Consider the following 20,744-nt stretch of genomic DNA (forward strand, 5'->3'; position numbering starts at 1 on the left):
AAAATAAGTTTGTTAAGTAATTTAACTTGACAAACTTATTTTTTAGTTTAATATTAATAATGTTCTTAAATAGAAAAAAAGGAGGAAACATGGTTAAATTAAGATTAAAAAGAGCTGGTAAAAAAAGAGCTGCATTCTACAGAATTGTAGCATCTGATGCTCGTGTTAAACGTGATGGAGAATACATCGAATTAATTGGAACATACAACCCAATTAATGGAGAAGTAAATGTTAAAAAAGAAATCGCTTTAAAATGATTACAACAAGGAGCTCAACCAACTGATACAGTTAGAAATATTCTTTCAAAAGAAGGTGTAATGACTGATTTACACAATGTAAAATTAGAAAACAAAAAAAACCAACCAAAGAAAGAAAAAGTAGCTAAAAAACCAGCTGCTAAAAAAACTACAACAGCTGCTAAAAAACCAGCTGCTGCTAAAAAACCTGCAGCAACTGAAAAAGAAGCTTCAGCTGAGTAATTATGCAAGATATTTTTAAAACATTTGAAAGATTGTTTGATAACGTTATTCCAAAAGACATTAAATATGTCTTTAAAGAAAAATACGAAACAGATCAAACTTACGAATTCATAATGATAGTAGAAGAAAAGGATCTAGATATTTTTAAATCTAAAAAATCTGGAGGCTTAATTAATTCTGTTATAAATATGTGTAATTCGGAAATATCAAATTTTTCTAAAAAAATAGTCATAGATTTAGAGGTATTAGAGTTATATGCTTAATAATCTAAAAAAAATAGGAAAAATTGTTGCAACTCATGGTTTAAAAGGTGAATTGAAGTTTAAAATTGAAGATAACTTAATTCTGGATGGAGAAATCCAAAAAGAACAGTTCTTTTTAGAAAATAGTTCAAAAAACCTTGATGTGTTTGAAGTTGAAAAATCATACTTTTTAAATAAAAAACACATTATAGCTTTAGAAGATATAGATACTATTGAAAAAGCTCAAAAGTTAGTTAATAACACAGTTTATGTTAAAAAAGATTCTGAATTCATTGTTGAAGAATTTAGTTATGTTGGATTTGAATGCTTTGTTAATAACAAATCTTATGGAAAAGTTATTGAAGAAATGTTCAATGGAGCACATGATTTAATTAAAATTAAATATGAAAATGAAAATATATGAGTTCCTTGCGTTGATTTCTATATAAAAGAAATTGATGAAGAAAATGAAAAAATATATTTAAAAGAAATTGAGGTTTTATCAAATTGAAGTTCTCAATAATAACTTTATTTCCAAATTTAATTAATTCTTACATATCAGAGTCGATCATAAAAAGAGCTATAGATAAAAATAGTATAGAAGTTGAAGTTATAGATCTTAGAAATCACACTAATCTAAAACACAATCAAGTTGATGATTATCAATTTGGTGGAGGAAAAGGTATGGTTCTAATGGTCGAACCAGTGGTTAATGCTATTGAGAGTTGCAAACAACAAAACAGTTTAGTTGTTTTGACAAGTCCACAAGGTAAAACTTGGAATCAAAACTTGGCAAGAGAATATGCTATAAAATATGAGCACATAATATTAATTTGTGGTCATTATGAGGGTTTTGATGAGAGAATTCTAGACTATGTAGATTTAGAATTATCTATTGGAGATTATGTTCTTACTGGTGGAGAGATAGCAAGTATTGTTGTACTAGATTCAATAACAAGGTTATTGGATGGAGTGATAGCAAAAGATTCTCATCTAAACGACAGTTTTGAAAATAACCTTCTAGATCATCCGGTTTACACAAAGCCAATAGAGTTTAGAGGTAAAACTGTGCCAGAAGTTTTAACAAGTGGTCATCATGCAAATGTTGAAAAATATCGCCAAGAAGGTAGATTAAGAAATACTTTTAATAAAAGACCAGATCTTTTAGAAAAAAGTAAATTATCAAACACAGATTTAGAATTTATTGAAAATTTAAAAAAAATGAAAGGAGATAATTAATTATGAATATGTTAACAAAAAACACAAAAGCTTTAATTGATGAACAATTAAACGATAGTCTTCCAAACTTTACATCAGGAGATACTATTAAAGTTAATGTAAAAATTAAAGAGGGAGAAAAATACCGTATCCAAGCATTCGAGGGTGTTGTTATTAAAACTCAAGGAAGTGGAATTTCATACTCAGTTTGTGTAAGAAAAAACTCAAATGGTGTTTTTGTTGAAAGAACTTTCCCAGTTCATTCACCAATTATTGAATCAATTGAAATCATTAAACGTGGACGTGTAAGAAGAGCTAGAATTTACTACATTAGAAAATTATCAGGTAAAGCTGCACGTATTAAAGAAGTTATCAACAACAAAACAAAAGATGCTTCTTCAGTTAAAAAAGCAGTTAAAAAATAATTTAACCAGCGTTTGAAAAAATCTCTCAAAAGAGAGATTTTTCTTTGTTTTGATTATAAATAAATTGCTAAAAAAAGGTAAAATATACTTTGTTAAGAGGTGTTTGTATGAAAAATTATTATGAAGAAATAATGGAAAAGATTAATGAATCAATTAATAATAATGATTTTGAACAAGCATTAAAAATAGTTGGTGAAGAGTTGAGTGCTCCTTATGTTCCTCAAGATTTTGAAGATCAATTGGCAAATTTAGAAAAATCTTTAATGGAAAAACTTAACTTTAATGAGAACAATTTTAATAATTGAAATACAGATAAAGTATTGGAGATAATGTCTAAAAAAATGGATCAAGATATTCATTTAATGGCTTTTGATGCTCTTAGGGGATTAAATGCAAGATTAATAATAGAAGAACTAAAAGAATATTTAATAGATAAAGAAATAAAACCTGAATATAAAACATTTCTATTTATGGTTTTAATAGAACAAGGAATTGATCAAGAAATAGTTATTGAAAAAAATGAGAAAAGTATTTCTTTAAATCCTTCTAAATATAAATTGAGTGAAGCTCAAGATATTCTAAAAGATATTGAATTAAAAATAGAGCAACTAGTCTATGATGTAAATCCAAGCTTATTTGCTATTTGCCAACATATTGCGAGCACATATTTTTACTATAGTTTTCCAATCTTTAACTTTGAAACATATAGTTTAAATGATTTGGCAATTGCAATAATTATGAAAGCATCAAATTCACTTGGTATAGAATTTGATACTAACTTAGAATTAAAATTAGATTTTAATAAAGATAATACAATGTTATTATTAAATGAGTTGAATAATATTATATAAAAGAAAAGGGGAAAAAATTATGATAAAAACAACTTTCACAGAAGAAGATTTTGTAAAATACGTTGATCCTAAAAATGTAATGATGCAATTATTTGGAGTTACATGTTCGGTTTGTGGAATTGACGAAATAGATTTTGTTGATGAAAAAGCACCAAAAACTTTAGGTCAAGTTGCAGAAGAAATTCTGGCAGAAGATCCTGAAATTGATGATGAAGAACTTAATGAAATGATAGAACCACAAATAGATGCATGACAAGAATTAGATGATTACAACGCATCAATTGGTATGCCAACATTTTTATGTTATAACTGTCACGATCAATTGATTGAGGGAGAAATCTCAATTTCAGTATCTGGACAAGAAGAATAGTTTTTAAGGAGTAAGAAGTTCATGAAATTTGTAGACTTAGCACATTTTAATATTAAATCAGGTAAAGGTGGAGATGGAGCTGTCTCTTTTCGTCATGAACTTTATGTAGCTAATGGTGGACCCAATGGTGGAGATGGTGGTAAAGGTGGAGATGTTATCTTTATTGCTGACGAAGGAAAGTCATCATTGCTAGATTTAAAATTACAAAAATTTTATAGTGCAGAAGATGGTTACAAAGGTGACATCAAAAACATGCACGGAAAAAATGGAAAAGACACATATATCAAAGTTCCTGTAGGAACTATAATATATGATGCAGACACAAATGAATTATTATATGATTTCATAACTGATGGCCAAGAAGAGGTTGTTGCTCGTGGAGGAAAAGGTGGAAGAGGTAATGCTAGATTTGCTAACTCTAGAAACAAAGCTCCAACAATTTTTGAAGCAGGAGATCCTGGTCAAGAAATAAACATTAAAGCTGAACTAAAAGTTTTAGCTGATGTTGGGTTCGTGGGTTTACCAAATGCTGGTAAGTCAACTCTTTTAAGAACAATTTCTAATTCAAAACCTCAAGTTGCTGACTATCCATTTACAACTTTAAACCCACAACTTGGAGTTTCAAGAGATAAACAAGGAAGAACTTTTACTGTAGCAGATCTACCTGGTTTAATTGAAGGAGCTAGTTTAGGGAAAGGATTAGGACATGAGTTTTTAAGACATATTGAAAGATGTAAAATTATTTGTCATGTTATTGATATGTCAGGTAACTATGCAACAGAAGATGTTATAAAAAACTATGAATTAATTAGAAAAGAATTAATAGAATATAACTATAATTTAGAAAAAAGAGTGGAAATTATAGTTGCAAACAAAATGGATATTGATGAAGCTCAAATTAATGTTTTATATTTTAAAGAAAAATATAAAGATAGAAAAATAATTGAAGTTTCTGGATTAAATAAAATGAACATTGACCAATTGCTTTTAGAAATTGGTTCAACTTTAGAAGAGGTTAAAGATATACCTCTTTGAGAAATAAAAGATGAAAATCCTCAAGATTATAAAGTTTATACATTTGAAAGTGACTTGAAAGATATTCAAGTTAAAAACCTTGGAAATGGTAGATGAAGAATCGAAGGAGAAGATGTCTATAAAGTTTATCAAAAAACACCAATATCAACTTATGACAACTTACTTTTATTTAATGAAAAACTTAAACATTTAGGTGTTTATAATATTCTTAGAGAAAAAGGTGCTCAACAAGGAGATATTGTAAAAGTATTCGATATAGAATTGGAGTGAATGGATTAATATGGAATTAAAAGAATATTTAGATTATTTAGTTGAATGACTAAGAGAAGAAGTTAAAAAATCAAATCAAAAAGGTTTAGTAGTTGGTATTAGTGGTGGAATTGATTCAGCGGTTGTAGCTGCACTTGCTAAAAGAGCTTTTCCAAATGACTATATAACTGTTTGAATGCCATGTAAATCAAGTGAATTGGATGAAAAATGTAAAGCAGAATTAATTAATGATTTAGACTTAAAAAATGTAACAGTAGATTTAAGTCAAACATTTGAAGTTATTTCAAAATCATTAAATGACTCTGGTATTGAACAATCTAAATTAGCTCTGGCAAATACAAAAGCAAGACTTAGAATGTCTATTTTATATTCAATGGCTCAAACTCACAACTACTTAGTTTTAGGAACTGATAATGCTGATGAATGACATATTGGTTACTTTACAAAATTTGGAGATGGTGGAGTTGACTTACTTCCGATAGTACATTTATTAAAAAGAGAAGTAAGAGAAGCTGCTAAAATATTAGGAGTTCCAGAATCAATCATAAACAGAGCTCCAACAGCTAGTTTATGAGAAGATCAAACAGATGAATCAGAAATAGGATTTAGCTATGATTTAATTGATGATTATATAAGCGGTAAACCTGTTGCTGATGAAGTAAAACAAAGAGTTGATCATTTACACAAAATTTCAGAACACAAAAGAAATGGCGCACCAATGCCAAAAAATATTAGATAAAAGTTTAAATAATTTATTTAAATTTTTTTTTATTAATGGTCTTTTTTGTTAGATAATTAGAGAAATAAGGAGAATGTATACATGACAGAATTACAAGCAAATAAAATAAGTGAATTTATTGATAATTTACAAGACCAAACAGCAGATAAAATGTTTGAAGAACTAATAGCTGGAATGAGTTTATACTTTGCAGTTGTTTTATTTGGTGAAGAAATTGAAAAAAATTACGAACCATTAAAATTAGATGGAAAGTCTCTTGAAGAAATTGCAAGAGTAGTTAAAGAAACTGAAATAGGAGAAGAAGAGGTTTATGCTGCATTGATGGGATCATTGCAAGAAGAATCAGATGCTGAACTATTTGCCGAAGATTGTGTACAGTCAATTGCATTTAGTCCAGAATTTCCTGAAGAAGTTTTAGCAAAATTAAATGAATTAGAAATTGATCAAAATGACTTTGCAATGAATTTAATAGTTACATTAAAAGATGAATTTATTGATTTCTTTGTAAATGACTTAGATATCGAAGAATGAAAAAACGATATCATTGATGCATTAGTTGCAAGTTGAGATTAAAAAAATTAAACTAGATTAAAAAAAATCTAGTTTTTTTTATAAATATGTTATTATAAATATGATTGTAGATAGGGTAATTTACAGTTGGGCTAAAAATAAAGGTGATTTTTATGAAAGCATTAATATTCAGTAAAACAGTTTTTAAGGTTTTAAACGTTGAACTTCCTTTGATTGCAGTATTGATAGTTTTTGCTTTAATTGCAATTATCTCTTTGACTATATATTTTTTAATTCTCTTTAGAAAAAATAGAAAATTCTATTTCGAAAAAGAAGAAGTATCTGCAAACGAATTCAAAAGGCTTGAAAAGTTTGAAGATCAAAGAAATGATTTTGAGCTAGAAATAGCTAAAGTTAGAAAAATACAAAGAGAACGCAAAAAATAATACCTTTTTATGCTCGTAAAAAAGGGGGCTTTTTTTATGAGTGGATTATTAAATCCTTTTAAAAAAGAAAATTCGATAGAAAATCAAAACCAACAAAACGTTGGAAATTTTGCGTTCAATCCTAATGCTCAACAAAATGTAAATTACCAAAATGAAACAGCAATGTATCAAAAAAATCTAATTGAAAATAAAAATGAAGGTTACATAAAACCAAGACATAAAAACTTTGATAATAGTTATTACCAACAAGCACAGTCATTGCCTCAATATGGAAGAAGCGAAACAACAGGAGAAATAATGATGAAAGGTTACTTGGGAAATCAAACTAACTATCAAATGGCATATCAAAATCCACAACCAGTATCTAATCATCACAATCAACCACAACAATATCAAAGACAAAATAACTTTAATAATTATCAAAACCAATACAATAATAATTTAAAACAAGAATATTTAGATTTTGACAATAATGCATTCATTGACTATGGAAACTATAGAGATGAAAATGAATATAACAGAATGGTTTACCCACCAAATATGGCAAACAACAATATTCAAGTTAATCAAAATTACAATAATAAACCATTATATGAAAATTACAGTGTACCAAACAACAATATGCAATATGGTTATAATGACTTTTCAAATAATAACCAATTCTATAACCAAAATGGTCCATATGGATACAATTCAGAAATAGATTATGCACCAGTTAGTTCGAATAACTATAACCCATACGAACAACGTTCTTATAATGAAAGAATGAGGGTAGCAAACATAATTCCTAGAGAAATAGGAAAAGAAATAAGAAGTGAAAAGTTAAGAATATTTTTAGTATTTTTAATTGGAGCGGTTGGTATTATCACAGCTTCTTTAATGTTGGCAATTTACTATAAAGCTGGTTCTGCAGGAACTTACATTGGAATTAAGAGAGAACAAGTAATGTACCCATTCTTTTCAATTCTAATGCTTATAGTAGCTATTGGATTCTTTGGAACAAGCCTTACTGATTTTGGTTTCTTATATTCAAATGTTAAGAAATATGAAAGAGAATTAATGGTTGGTAAGGAAGCTGTTCCTTACTTTATAACAAGAAATTACAGAAGTTTAATTTCAAGATCTGTTTATGTTAATTGAGTTTCATTCTGTATATATATTTTTGGAGCAATCACTTTAGGAATAATGTATGGATTACAAAGCCAAATCAGTGAAGGAGAACAAGAAACTCCAATTTACTTCTTGTTCTGACAAATTGGAAAACTAAAAAGATTAGACTCAGAAATTCAAACTAACATAATAGTTTTATTTGTAACTTTAATTGCTCATGTTTTAAACATAGTAACTACAAGAACAAGAAAAAATAACATAATAGGATATTATGGATATGAAATAATTCCTCAACAAGAAATTAAAGAAATTAGAAGAAAAGCAAATAAAGTTTGTATGATTATTTTCTTCACAGCAATGGCAATTCTATTATTTGTAATAGTAATACCTTGATTGATTATTAGAAAAAAAAGAGGTTTACCACTTAGACCATGAGGACCAGTAGTACAATAGATAGAAAAATTAATAGCTTATATGTTCACATTCCATTTTGTGAACATATTTGCTTTTATTGTGATTTTGTAAAAGTTAAAAAGCCACAAGATCCTAATGTTATAGAAAAATATTTAGATAAATTAGAATTTGAACTAAATGAATATGAAGATAAATTAGATGAAATTCAAAGTATCTATATTGGAGGGGGAACTCCAAGTTGTTTGAACGAAGAACAAACTACTAGAATGTGTTCTCTTTTACACAGATACTCAAACAAACCTAATTTTGAATATTCAATAGAGTTAAATCCAGAGTCAGTTACTAGAGAAAAATTAGAAATATATAAAAAATTTAATATAAACAGAATTAGTATGGGTGTTCAAACTTTTGATAATGAACTTCTAAAGAAAATTGGAAGAATTCATGATAATTCTATAGCTATTAATGCATATAAATTAATTAGAGAAGTTGGTTTTGAAAATGTAAGTATTGATTTAATGTATAACTTATATGATCAAACTAAACAAAACATCCAAACTGATTTAAATTACATTAACGAACTTAAACCTGATCACATATCTTGATATTCATTGATAATGAAAGAAAAATCTGTTTGAGGAAGAAAAAATATGAAGGTTCCTGAAAATGATGAACTTTTTGACGAAATAGTAAATCAAGGTTTAAAAGAATTGGGCTATATTAGATATGAAATTTCAAACTACTCTTTAGGAGAAAAAAATAAATCAATTCATAATATGTCGTATTGAAATAACTCGTTATTTGCAGGTGTTGGAATAGGAGCAACTGGTTTTGAACAAATAGATGGTGAATATTATTTAACTAAAAATGAAGGTAATATATTAAATTACAAAAAAGAGTTTGAACACCTTTCAAAAGAAGATTATTACTTCCAAATAGTTATGATGGGACTTCGTTTAGTTGATGGAATAGATATATCTTTAGATATAAATAAAGAAATATATGATTTCTATAAACAAAAAATAGAAGAAAAAATAAAAGATAATCTTTTAGAAATAGTTGATAATAAAATTAGATGTACAGAAAGGGGATTTAATATCTTGAATGAGATATTAATAGATTTCTTATAGAATGAAAAAAGCACTAATAGTTGTAGACTACCAATTTGATTTTGCAGATCCAAAAGGTAAGTTATATGTATCTCAAGGAGAAACAATAAAGCAAGGTATTTTAGAAAAAATTGAAGAATACAAATTAAATCAAGATTATGTTATTTTTTCAGGAGATTTCCATCCAAGTAATCATGTTTCTTTTGCTGAGTGGGGAGAACATTGTCTTGTTGGAACTAGTGGAGTAGAATTTTATGTTGATAGTTCAAAAGCTGATTTAATAATTAAAAAAGGTACAGAACTAAAATATGATAGTTATTCTGCTTTCTATGTTGCTCAAGAATTAAATGTGGATTCAGGTCTTGACTCTTGATTAAAGCAAAGAGAAATAAAACAATTAGAAATATGTGGATTGGCGTTAGATGTTTGTGTTCAAGCAACTTATGATGATTCAATAAAAAAAGGATATGAAAGTTTTATAAATTATGATTTATCAAAAAAAATATAACTATTTAGTTATATTTTTTTTGTAAAAAAGCGATTAATAAAAAAGGAGGAAAATTATGTTAAAACAAATTATTAATAAGGAAGAAAATAACCTAATCTTTTCACAAATTACAAATAGTGAAGAGTTCATAGATTTCAAAGATGTTATATATAACTTCTTAAATCAGCCTCAAATTAAAATAGAATCTGACTATGATAAACTTTTCACAAGTGCAATTAAGAAAAACTGTTTTAAAGAAGTTGTTAAAGAGCTTGAAAAAGACTTTAAAAATAACTATACACTATGAAAAATTACAGAGAGAATATGTTATCTAACAAACTCATTTTTCTCAAGTAAATTTAAAAATGGCGAAGGTCTTAAAATACTTCAAAAAATATTTATGCTAAAACAAGTATTCTTAGCACAATTAAGATATAACCATAACATTTGACTAAAGTTAGATGCAAATCAAAGTCAAAAGATTACATCTAAAAAAATAGAAAGTCCAATTAATTACAAGTTACTATTGCTTTTGTTTGATTTTAAAGAAAATGACGAAAACTTTATAACTTTAACTGCTGATCAAAAAGCAACTTTAAATTTAGTTTTAAAATCAAATAAAATTGAAGATTTTGTAAGTTTAAAAAACTCTATTAAAACAGATATCTTTAAATATCTACCTTTAAATATGATGTTATTACAATCTCAGATGATAAAAAGTAACTCAAAACTTAACTTAAAAGAAAAAGCTAAATTATCATATTCAACATTTATGCAATTATTTTGTATATTTGTAGAAGAAAATTTATCTAGAAAAAAACTAAATTAATAATAAAAGCACCTATTTTAGGTGTTTTTTTCTTATAAAAAAATCATAAAATTAGCACTTTATCATTGACATTGCTAAAACAAAATGTATTATATTATTGATTAGCAAATGAATAGATAGAGTGCTAATACAAAGGAGGAAATTTTATGGATTTTACACAAAAACCAGATCCTTTAAATGATCCAGAAATCTTAAGTAAATATACTAGAGATTTGACAAAGGACGCTAAAGAAGGAAAAATAGATCCCATCATCGGTAGAGATGATGAAATTATGAGAGTAATTAGAATATTGAGTAGAAAAACAAAAAACAACCCAGTTCTTATCGGAGAACCTGGAGTTGGTAAAACAGCTATTGCTGAAGGTTTGGCTCAAAGAATAAATAAGGGTGATGTTCCAAGTGTTCTTAAAGATAAAAGAATTCTTGAATTAGATATGGGAAGCGTAATGGCTGGAGCTAGTTTTTTAGGTGACTATGAAGCTAGAATAAAAGGTATTGTTAATGCAATACAAAAAGAAGATGGTCAAGTAATACTTTTCATAGATGAATTACATTTAATAGTTGGAGCTGGAAAAACTGGTAATGGAGGGGGAATGGATGTTTCCAACCTTCTAAAACCAGCTCTTGCAAGAGGTGGTATCAAAGTAATTGGTGCTACAACTTTAAAAGAATATAGAGAATATATTGAAAAAGATGCTGCATTAGAAAGAAGATTTCAAAAAGTTATTGTAAGTGAACCAACAATTGAAGAAACAATTTCAATATTAAGAGGTTTAAAAGAACGTTTTGAAACATATCATGGAGTTAGAATACATGATAATGCTTTAGTTGCAGCAGCTCAATTGAGTGATAGATATATTTCAGATAGATTCTTGCCTGACAAAGCTATAGATTTAGTTGATGAAGCAAGTGCTACTATAAAAACTGAATTAGCTTCTGTTCCAACAGAGTTGTATCAAATTGACAGAAAAGTTATGCAATTAGAGATTGAAAAAGCAGCTCTTTCTAAAGAAAAAGATGAAAAATCTCAAGAAAGATTAGAACAAGCTGATAAAGAATTAACTTCTTTAAAGCAAAAACAATCTGAATTTAATGAAAAATGAAATGCAGAAAAAAGTGCGCTTGAAAAAATAAATCAATTTAGATCAACAATTGACTCATTAAAAATTGAATTAGAACAAGCACAAGCACAAGCAAATTACCAAAGAGCTGGAGAAATTCAATACTCACTTTTACCGGCTTTAGAAAAACAATTGGAAACTGCGCTTGATAGTAAAAAAGAAAAACTAATTTCTGAAGAAGTTACTGAAAGTGAAATAGCTTCTATAGTTTCTAGATGAACTGGAATTGAAATGGAAAACTTAATCGAAAGTGAAAAACAAAAACTTTTAGGATTAAATACTCAACTTAAAAAGATGGTAAAAGGTCAAAATCAAGCAATTGAACTTGTATCTGATGCAATCATTAGAAGTAGAAGTGGTATTAAAGATCCAAACAAACCAATAGGTAGTTTCTTATTTTTAGGACCTACTGGGGTGGGTAAAACTGAAGTTGCAAAATCACTTGCAAGAAATTTATTTGGAAGTGAAAAGAAAATGTTACGTTTTGATATGTCAGAATACATGGAAAAACATTCAGTTTCTAAATTATTGGGTTCTCCTCCAGGATATGTTGGATATGAAGAAGGTGGAAAACTAACTGAAGCAGTTAGAAGAGCACCATACTCAATATTACTATTTGATGAAGTAGAAAAAGCTCACCCAGATGTGTTTAATATTTTCTTACAAATATTAGATGATGGTAGAGTTACTGACTCTTTAGGAAAAACAATTGACTTTAAAAATACAATTATAATCATGACATCAAATATTGGTTCAGATTACTTAATATCAACTCCTTCTGAGTTGGTAGACCAAGATGTATTAATGGAAAACTTGAAAAAATTCTTTAGACCAGAATTTTTAAACAGAATTGACAATATTGTTAACTTTAATTCTTTATCAAAAGAAGTTATAAAAGAAGTTATTGTAAAAACTTTAGATGAATTAAAAGAAAGAGTTCTGTCTACAAATGAATACATCATAAACTTCACAGATGCTTCAATTAAGAAAATTCTAGAAGAAGGGTATGATCAATTATATGGAGCAAGACCTATTAAAAGATATATTGAAAGAAACATTGAAACTTTAATTGCAAGAGCTATTGTTGGTGGAGAAATTGAACCAAAAAGAAATTATGTAATAGATGTTAAAGATGACAAATTTGTTATATCAACTTCAAATAAATTAAATTAGCACTTGATTATTAAGAGTGCTATTGATAAACTAGATATGTATTGTTATGGAGGTGTTTTAATTGTTATCACAACGTCAGAGCATGATTTTGAAATCAATAATTGAAGAATATATCAAAACAGCTGCACCTGTTGGTTCGAAAAGAATTCAAGAAGTTTTAGCAATTGAAGTATCTTCTGCAACAATTAGAAACGAATCAGCATCCTTAGAAGAACAGGGTTTTCTAGAAAAAGCCCATACTTCTTCAGGAAGAGTTCCTTCAACAAAAGGTTATAGATATTATGTTGATAACTTAATGGAATCAAATAATATTGACGATATTAAATATCAAATAGATGAAATCTTTAAAAAAAGAGGAGCTACTATTGATGAAATTTTAGATCAAACTTCATCAATATTGAGTGAAATGACTAAGTTGGCAACAGTGGTTGCAACTTCAGATACAAATGATGAAGTTAGACTTTCAAAAGTAGAATTAGTACCTATATCAAATAAGTCGGCAATAGTTATATTTGTTCTTTCTAATGGAACTATCCAAAATAAAACAATTAATTTGGAATCAGTTTCATTAGAAGAGTTAAGACTATCAATTGATTTATTTAATGAAAGGTTAATAAATTCTAAAATATCTGAAATAGAGACTAAATCACAAGCAATGATACCAGTTTTAAAACAACAAGTTAAAAAATACGAGTTTGTTTTACAAACATTAGTGGGTGCATTGATTCATACAGATTCAAATAAATCAAAAACTAGTGGAGTTAAATATTTATTGGAAAACCCTGAGTTTAATGATCCAAATAAAATTAAAGACATTATTGAATTTATTGAAAACGCTTCTCCTTTTGCTTGATTCAATTATCAAAGCAAAACAAATAAAACAACTGTGGCTATTGGGTTAGAAACAGGAAATGAAAATGACGATATTGCAGTCATTGGTACTAACTTCCCCACAAAGGGTGGGGGAAAAGGTGCTTTAGCACTAGTTGGTCCTAAAAGAATTGAATACGATAAGGTTTCAAAACTTTTGGAATGAATAAGTAATAAGATCGAAGAGAAGTTTTTATTAGAAGGAGAATAATAATGGAAAAAGAAAAAATGAAATCAGTTTTAAATCTTTTTGAAACTATAAAAAAAGAGTTAAAAATTGAAAAAAAAGAAGTTAAAGACGGAGAAGAAACTAAAGTTGAAGAACTTTCAAATATTGAAAAGTTGGAACTTGAATTTGTTGCTCTAACAGAAGAAAATGCAAAATTAGAAGAAGCTAGATTGATAGCTGTTGCTGATAACCAAAATACTGTTAGAAGATTTCAAAACGAAAGTATTTTAGTTAGAAAATACGGTGGAGAAAAATTAGCTTCAGAACTTATCCCTGCAATAGATATGTTTAGAGGAGTTTTAAAATCAACTCCAGATAATCCAGAAATAAAAAATTATTTAATGGGATTTGAAATGATAATTAACCAAATAGATCAAGCATTAACAAATGCTGGTGTAACAATGGTTAGTGTAAAACCTGGAGATGATTTTAATCCAGAATTACATTCAGCTATTGAACAAGTTAAATCAGAAGAATTTGAAACAGGAAAAATAGCAGTGGTTGTTTCAAATGGATATAAATTACATGACAGAGTTATTAAACATGCTGCTGTAAAAGTAGCAGAATAGTATAGAAAGCATTTAAGAGGAGAAAATTATTATGGCAAAAGAAAGAATTATAGGAATTGACTTAGGAACTACAAACTCATGTGTAGCAATTATGGAGGGTGGACAACCAATGGTTCTTGAAAACCCAGAAGGACAAAGAACTACACCATCAGTTGTAGCATTTAAAAATAGCGATATTATTGTTGGGGGAGCTGCAAAAAGACAATCAGTTACAAACCCAAATACTGCAATCTCAATCAAACGTGATATGGGAACAAGCAAAAAAAGAAATTTAGAAGGTAAAGATTACACACCAGAACAAATTTCAGCTGAAATTTTAAGATACTTAAAAAAATATGCAGAAGATAAAATAGGATCAAAAATTACAAAAGCTGTAGTTACAGTTCCTGCTTACTTCAATGATGCACAAAGAAAAGCAACTAAAGATGCTGGTAAAATTGCTGGATTAGAAGTTGAAAGAATTATCAACGAACCTACAGCAGCTGCATTAGCATATGGTATTGACAAACAAGACAAAGAAATGAAAGTTTTAGTTTATGACTTGGGTGGAGGAACATTTGACGTTTCATTATTAGAATTAGCAGATGGAACTTATGATGTTTTAGCAACTTCAGGAGATAATGAATTGGGTGGAGATGACTTCGACCAAAAAATTATGGACTGAATTGGACAAGAAATCAAAAAAGAACACAACATTGATTTATCAAAAGATAAAATGGCTTTACAAAGATTTAAAGATGAAGCTGAAAAAGCAAAAATTAACTTATCAAGTCAAGTAGAAACAGAAATTAACTTACCATTTATCGCAATGAATGAAAATGGACCAGTTAACTTCTCAACTAAATTATCAAGAGCAGAATTTGAAAAAATGTCTAAAGATTTAGTTGAAAGAACAAGAAAACCAGTTGAAGATGCTTTAAAAGAAGCAAAATTAAAAGCAACTGAAATTGACCAAGTTCTTTTAGTTGGAGGATCAACAAGAATTCCTGCTGTTCAAGAATTAGTTAAATCATTATTAGGAAAAGAACCAAACAGAACTATTAACCCTGATGAAGTTGTTGCTATGGGGGCAGCTATCCAAGGTGGAGTTTTAGCTGGAGACGTAACTGATGTTTTATTATTAGACGTTACACCATTAACATTAGGAATTGAAACAATGGGTGGAGTTATGACACCATTAATTCAAAGAAATACAACAATTCCTACAGAAAAATCACAAGTATTCTCAACAGCAGTTGACAACCAACCAGCAGTTGATATTAATGTATTACAAGGTGAAAGACCAATGGCAGCAGATAACAAATCATTAGGACAATTCCAATTATCAGGAATTAAACCTGCTCCAAAAGGAACACCTCAAATTGAAGTTACTTTCAAAATTGACGTTAACGGTATTGTATCTGTTACTGCAAAAGATAAAGATACAAATGAAGAAAAAACTATTACAATTTCAAACTCAGGAAGCTTAAGTGATGCTGAAATTGAAAAAATGGTAAAAGAAGCTGAGGAAAACCAAGAAGCTGATAACAAAAAACGTAAAAATATCGAATTAAAAAATAAAGCAGAAAGCTACTTAAATATTATTGAATCATCAATGACTGAAGCTGGTGAATCAATGAATGAAGAGCAAAAAAAACAATCTGAAGATATGGCAAAAGAAATTCGTGAATTAATTGCTAAAGAAGATTATGATGCTTTAGAGAAAAAAATGAATGAATTAGAACAAGCTATGAAAATGGCTTCAGAAATGGCAGCACAACAAGCACAAGCTGGTGCAGCTGAAGAAGTTAAAGAAGAAGCTAAAGACGAAAATAAAGATGAAGAATCTAAATAGTTTTAAAAAACAACTAATCAATAGTTGTTTTTTAAAGATAGAAAAAGAGGTGTGTTATGGCTAAAAGAGATTATTATGAAGTTTTAGGTGTTGCAAAGTCAGCATCAGAAGATGACATAAAAAAAGCTTATCGTAAATTAGCTAAAAAATACCACCCTGATATTTGTAAAGAACCAGATGCTGAAGAGAAATTTAAAGAAGCAACTGAAGCAGCTGAAGTTCTTTTAGATGCAAATAAACGTCAAACTTACGACCAATTTGGACATGATGGACTAAATGGAATGGGATCTGGATTTGGCGGATTTGGTGGCGGATTTGGAGACTTCTTCTCAAATATGGGAGGAGCTGGAGACTTCTTCTCAGATATATTCTCAAACTTCTTTGGGGGTAGATCTGGAGGTTCTTCAAGACAAAGATCATCAAGAGGAAAAGATATTGTCATAAGTGTTAGTTTATCTTTAAAAGAATTATTATTCGGAGTAGATAAAGATGTTACTTTAGATCTTGTTTCTAAGTGTGATGATTGTGATGGAGTTGGAGCAAAATCTAAATCTGATATTGTTGAATGTGAAGTATGTAATGGACATGGGGTTGTTACAGTTTTACAAGATATGGGAATTGCAAAATTCCAAACTCAACAACCTTGTCCAAAATGTAAAGGACAAGGTAAAGAAAATAAAAACCCATGTAAAAGTTGTAGAGGTGATGGAGCTGTTATGAAAAAAGAAACAGTTACAATGCCAATACCAAAAGGTTTAGTACCAGATCAACAAATTGTATTGAGAAATGCAGGAAATTATTCAGTTGATGGTGGTGAAAGAGGACATCTTTATGCTGATGTTCACTTGAAAGCATCAAAAAATGTAAAAATAGTAAATGATCATGATATTAAATTTAAATTCGATGTTAGTTATCTAGATGCGTTACTTGCAAATGAAATCACAATAAAAACTCTTGATGGGGATGTTAACATAAAAATACCAAGGGGTGTTAAAAACGGAGAAATTATTACTGTTAAAAATTATGGTTTACACAAGGGTGTTAAATCTTCACACAGAGGTAATTTATTGTTAGAAGTTAACATTGTGATTCCAAAAGAACTTGATAAAGAAGAAAAAGAAAAAATTGAAAGTTTAATGCAATTAACTGAATTCAAAGTAACAAATAATTTAGAAGAATAACCCTTAGGGTTATTTTTTTGACAAAAGTATTTATTTTGATTTAATCTTATTATTGTATAATCAATAGGTGGAGGTTTTACTATGTCTGATAAAATTAAAGTTTTAAAAATCAATAAAGTCAAAGAAAATTTAATAGACGAAACTACTGAAGAATTTTCTTCAGGAGATTTTTGATTTGAAAAAGACTTAGATCATTCTATATCAATGGATTTTGATAAGACAATTGCTATTAAAGATAAAAAAACATCTAAAATTGATATTGTTCAAAATGCAAACTCACATTTTTTTGAACCAAATAATAAAGATTTAGCAATCAAAAAAGAAGATATAGAAAATACAAAATTTGAATCAATAAACATAGTAGACAAAATGATTAAACCCACAAATTCTCATATTAGAAAAGAAATCATTGAAATGAGAAAAATGAGCTATGAGAATGAGCAAAGAGATAAAGATTATTTATTGAGTAAATTAAACGTTGACTTAAAACCCAATAATAATTTCAAAAATTATAATTTAGCAACAAAAGAAGAAGAAATGAAGCAACAAAATAAAATAAATGATACTGTTCAAGAGCAAATGAATGTTTTAAATCAACAACAAACTTCTTTAGAAACCATGATCACAAAACAAGAACAAGATTTAAATCAATATAAAAATGATCAAATAACTAAAGTTATAAAAGATACTATTAAAGAATCATTTAAAGAAACATTAAACGAAAAATCTATTAAAAACGAAATTAAAAACTCAATTGATGATGAAATAACTAAAGAAGCTGAAAATAAAGACTTTGAAATAAAAAGTAATTTTCTTCTTGCTGATACAAAACTTGTTAAAAATGAATTTAAAGAAACACAAGAAACAAAAAATGAACTTATAAAAACTGAAAAAAATGAAGTCACAGCACTAGATGAAGAAGTTAAAGAAGAAGAGAAAAATATTATGGTTGAATTTGATAACTTAGAACACAAGCAAAATAATCAAGAAGCACTTTCTAAAAGTAAAATAAGCAAAAGAACTTTATTTGATGAAATGGATACAAAAGAATTAAGTGAATTTTTCAATGATGAAAGCAACAAGTATTCAGTTCCAGTTTTTAATAATAATGATTACACTGTTGCAAATACAGTTGATGATTTAGAAAAAGCTATTAATAATCTTGAGTTTGGTAGCAAAAAAATCAGAGAGAAAGAGAAGTTTTTTGATCAAGATGGTGGAACTACACAACTTGTTGAAAGTTTACAATTAACATCAAGAAATGCTAAAAAAGCCAGTGTCGATCCAATTAACTTTGACTCTTTTGAAACTTGATTTAATAATTCTAGAGATGTTAAAAAAATGGCTAAATTAGCTAAAAAAGAAAATAAAAAAATGATAAAAATAAGTAAAAAATAAGGCGAACAAATTATGGAAAAAAAGAAAGTTATTGTAGGTCTTAGTGGGGGAGTTGATTCTTCTGTTACTGCTGCAATATTGTTAGAACAAGGTTATGAAGTAGAAGGTCTCTTTATGAGAAATTGAGATAGTAACTTAAATAATGATATTTTAGGAAATAACTTAAATGGAGAAACTTGTCCTCAAGAATTAGACTACTTAGATGCTAAAAAAGTAGCAGAAAAACTAAATATTAAAATACATAGAATTGACTTTATTAAAGAATACTGAGACTATGTTTTTCAGTATTTTGTAAGTGAATACAAAAAAGGAAGGACTCCCAATCCAGATATTTTGTGTAACAAATACATTAAATTTGATAAATTTTTAGAATATGCAACCAAAGAATTAAAAGCTGACTATATTGCCATGGGGCATTATGCCGGAGTTAAATTTAATGAAAAAACAAATGAGTTTGAATTGTTAAGAGGATTTGATGAAAACAAAGATCAAAGTTATTTTTTGTGTCAATTAAATCAAGATCAACTATCTAGAACCATGTTTCCCTTACAAAAATATCAAAAAAGTGAAATAAGAGAAATTGCTAAAAAATATGATTTAATTACAGCTGAGAAAAAAGACTCTACTGGTATTTGTTTTATTGGTGAAAGAAATTTCACAAAGTTCTTACAAAACTATATACCAAATCAACCAGGTGATATTATTGATATTAAAACAAATAAAAAAATAGCAGAGCATATTGGAGTTATGTATTATACAATTGGTCAAAGAAAAGGTCTTAATCTTGGTGGTCAAAAAGAACCTTACTATGTTGCAAAAAAAGATATAGATAAAAAGATAATTTATGTTTCACCTTTAAGTGACGAAAGTTATTTGGAATCTAAAAGTTGTATAGTAGAAGAATTTAATTTTATTTCAAATTATAAAAACTACTTTGATTCAAATAAATTTGAGTGTACAGCCAAATTTAGATATCGTCAAAAAGATGTAAAAGTTGAAGTTGAAGTTTTAACAGATACACAAATTAAAGTTACTTACAAAGAACCTGTAAGAGCTGTTACAGAAGGTCAAGAAGCAGTTTTATATCTTGGTGAAGTTTGCCTTGGTGGTGGGGTAATAGATAAAGTTTTAAATAATTAGTTAAAAATAAGTTAAAATAAATATGATTTAAAGAAAGAGGAATGTTGTATGTTTTTAAGTTCAAGCGCAAGTACAATTGTTATTGGTGTAGTAGTATTAGTTGTTTTAGTTTTTGTTATTGTTTCTTCAATAACAAGTAAAAAAGCTCAAAAAGTTGAGCAACAAAAAAGAAAAAAAGTAGTTAAAGAGGAAATAAAAAACTATCTTGCTAAAACACAAAATATTAAAAATATTAAAATAGAATATGAAAAAGTTTATGCAAGAAAAGGTCAAGAATACAAGTATAGAGACGTTTTTGACGTAGTTGTTCAAATTTTCGAACCAAAAACTAATAAATTAATGACAACAAATGCTTATGAAGTTGAAGGTATAACAACAAAATCTGGAAAAAATAATTATGTTACTGCATGACAAGTAAATGGTGAAATAGATCTTGAAAATACTCAAAGAAGAATCGCTATTGCTGAGAAAAAAGTAAAATTAACAAAACAAGAAAAAGTTGTTCTTAAAAAAGAAGAAAAAGAAAAAGCTATAGAACATAAAGTTCAAATTAAAGAAGAAATGAAAAACATTAAAGAAGAGAAAAAATACCAAAAAGAAAACAAGGATTTAAATCTTCAAATGGATAAAGCTATAAAAGCAACAACAGTTAAATTTATACCAAGAAGAAATAAATAACATATTTTTTAATATGT

At 27.8% G+C, this 20,744-nt stretch carries 23 protein-coding genes; all 23 read left to right on the forward strand.

Translation table 4 applies throughout. The annotated features are described in order from the left end of the window. Positions 1-89 precede the first annotated feature (89 nt). Positions 90-479, forward strand: coding sequence for a 30S ribosomal protein S16 (gene rpsP / locus SBIUS_RS04485; protein WP_162684731.1), 390 nt, complete (start codon positions 90-92; stop codon positions 477-479). 2 nt (positions 480-481) lie between these two features. After that, positions 482-742 (forward strand): hypothetical protein, encoded by a 261-nt coding sequence (locus SBIUS_RS01475; RefSeq protein ID WP_162684732.1) that lies wholly within the window; start codon positions 482-484, stop codon positions 740-742. Then, positions 735-1,244 carry a ribosome maturation factor RimM gene (gene rimM / locus SBIUS_RS01480; RefSeq protein ID WP_162684733.1) on the forward strand — a complete coding sequence of 170 codons (510 nt, stop codon included), beginning with the start codon at positions 735-737 and terminating at the stop codon, positions 1,242-1,244. Before SBIUS_RS01475 ends, rimM begins: the two co-directional genes overlap by 8 nt. Next, positions 1,229-1,960 (forward strand): tRNA (guanosine(37)-N1)-methyltransferase TrmD, encoded by a 732-nt coding sequence (trmD, locus tag SBIUS_RS01485; RefSeq protein ID WP_162684734.1) that lies wholly within the window; start codon positions 1,229-1,231, stop codon positions 1,958-1,960. The genes rimM and trmD overlap by 16 nt, the downstream gene beginning before the upstream one ends. A gap of 2 nt (positions 1,961-1,962) precedes the next feature. After that, the gene (gene rplS, locus SBIUS_RS01490) at positions 1,963-2,364 is read left to right on the forward strand and encodes a 50S ribosomal protein L19 (RefSeq protein ID WP_162684735.1); all 402 of its coding nucleotides are present in this window, start codon (positions 1,963-1,965) and stop codon (positions 2,362-2,364) included. 107 nt (positions 2,365-2,471) lie between these two features. Beyond that, positions 2,472-3,215 (forward strand): DUF3196 family protein, encoded by a 744-nt coding sequence (locus SBIUS_RS01495; protein ID WP_162684736.1) that lies wholly within the window; start codon positions 2,472-2,474, stop codon positions 3,213-3,215. Positions 3,216-3,234: 19 nt separating this feature from the next. Next, positions 3,235-3,585 carry a hypothetical protein gene (locus tag SBIUS_RS01500; RefSeq protein ID WP_162684737.1) on the forward strand — a complete coding sequence of 117 codons (351 nt, stop codon included), beginning with the start codon at positions 3,235-3,237 and terminating at the stop codon, positions 3,583-3,585. A gap of 21 nt (positions 3,586-3,606) precedes the next feature. Continuing rightward, positions 3,607-4,899 (forward strand): GTPase ObgE, encoded by a 1,293-nt coding sequence (gene obgE, locus SBIUS_RS01505; RefSeq protein WP_162684738.1) that lies wholly within the window; start codon positions 3,607-3,609, stop codon positions 4,897-4,899. Continuing rightward, the gene (gene nadE / locus SBIUS_RS01510) at positions 4,895-5,629 is read left to right on the forward strand and encodes an NAD(+) synthase (RefSeq protein WP_370456490.1); all 735 of its coding nucleotides are present in this window, start codon (positions 4,895-4,897) and stop codon (positions 5,627-5,629) included. The genes obgE and nadE overlap by 5 nt, the downstream gene beginning before the upstream one ends. Before the next feature lie 81 nt (positions 5,630-5,710). Further along, positions 5,711-6,202 (forward strand): hypothetical protein, encoded by a 492-nt coding sequence (locus SBIUS_RS01515; RefSeq protein ID WP_162684740.1) that lies wholly within the window; start codon positions 5,711-5,713, stop codon positions 6,200-6,202. Positions 6,203-6,312: 110 nt separating this feature from the next. After that, positions 6,313-6,585, forward strand: a complete 273-nt coding sequence (locus SBIUS_RS01520; RefSeq protein ID WP_162684741.1) for a TIGR04561 family membrane protein — start codon at positions 6,313-6,315, stop codon at positions 6,583-6,585. 36 nt (positions 6,586-6,621) lie between these two features. Continuing rightward, a complete protein-coding gene (locus SBIUS_RS01525; protein ID WP_162684742.1) occupies positions 6,622-8,148 on the forward strand; it encodes an MSC_0882 family membrane protein in 1,527 nt (508 codons plus the stop codon). Then, positions 8,127-9,239, forward strand: a complete 1,113-nt coding sequence (hemW, locus tag SBIUS_RS01530) for a radical SAM family heme chaperone HemW (protein WP_162684743.1) — start codon at positions 8,127-8,129, stop codon at positions 9,237-9,239. The genes SBIUS_RS01525 and hemW overlap by 22 nt, the downstream gene beginning before the upstream one ends. A gap of 1 nt (position 9,240) precedes the next feature. Beyond that, positions 9,241-9,726, forward strand: coding sequence for an isochorismatase family protein (locus SBIUS_RS01535; RefSeq protein ID WP_162684744.1), 486 nt, complete (start codon positions 9,241-9,243; stop codon positions 9,724-9,726). Between the two features lie 55 nt (positions 9,727-9,781). Further along, complete coding sequence (locus tag SBIUS_RS01540; protein ID WP_162684745.1) at positions 9,782-10,534, forward strand: hypothetical protein; 753 nt, start codon at positions 9,782-9,784, stop codon at positions 10,532-10,534. A gap of 146 nt (positions 10,535-10,680) precedes the next feature. Beyond that, complete coding sequence (locus SBIUS_RS01545; protein WP_162684746.1) at positions 10,681-12,828, forward strand: ATP-dependent Clp protease ATP-binding subunit; 2,148 nt, start codon at positions 10,681-10,683, stop codon at positions 12,826-12,828. Between the two features lie 82 nt (positions 12,829-12,910). Beyond that, positions 12,911-13,909, forward strand: coding sequence for a heat-inducible transcriptional repressor HrcA (gene hrcA / locus SBIUS_RS01550; RefSeq protein WP_238988302.1), 999 nt, complete (start codon positions 12,911-12,913; stop codon positions 13,907-13,909). Positions 13,910-13,911: 2 nt separating this feature from the next. Continuing rightward, complete coding sequence (locus tag SBIUS_RS01555; protein WP_162684748.1) at positions 13,912-14,496, forward strand: nucleotide exchange factor GrpE; 585 nt, start codon at positions 13,912-13,914, stop codon at positions 14,494-14,496. Between the two features lie 31 nt (positions 14,497-14,527). After that, positions 14,528-16,330 (forward strand): molecular chaperone DnaK, encoded by a 1,803-nt coding sequence (dnaK, locus tag SBIUS_RS01560; RefSeq protein WP_162684749.1) that lies wholly within the window; start codon positions 14,528-14,530, stop codon positions 16,328-16,330. A 56-nt stretch (positions 16,331-16,386) separates the two neighbouring features. Continuing rightward, a complete protein-coding gene (gene dnaJ, locus SBIUS_RS01565) occupies positions 16,387-17,511 on the forward strand; it encodes a molecular chaperone DnaJ (protein WP_162684750.1) in 1,125 nt (374 codons plus the stop codon). 81 nt (positions 17,512-17,592) lie between these two features. Continuing rightward, positions 17,593-18,909: a hypothetical protein gene (locus SBIUS_RS01570; protein ID WP_162684751.1), complete on the forward strand. Its 1,317-nt coding sequence runs from the start codon at positions 17,593-17,595 to the stop codon at positions 18,907-18,909. Between the two features lie 12 nt (positions 18,910-18,921). After that, positions 18,922-20,049 (forward strand): tRNA 2-thiouridine(34) synthase MnmA, encoded by a 1,128-nt coding sequence (mnmA, locus tag SBIUS_RS01575; RefSeq protein ID WP_162684752.1) that lies wholly within the window; start codon positions 18,922-18,924, stop codon positions 20,047-20,049. 48 nt (positions 20,050-20,097) lie between these two features. Beyond that, complete coding sequence (locus tag SBIUS_RS01580) at positions 20,098-20,727, forward strand: hypothetical protein (protein ID WP_162684753.1); 630 nt, start codon at positions 20,098-20,100, stop codon at positions 20,725-20,727. The last annotated feature ends 17 nt before the right edge of the window (positions 20,728-20,744 follow it).

It is taken from the genome of Spiroplasma sp. BIUS-1, from assembly GCF_010365805.1.
Lineage (GTDB): Bacteria > Bacillota_I > Bacilli_A > Mycoplasmatales > Mycoplasmataceae > Spiroplasma_A.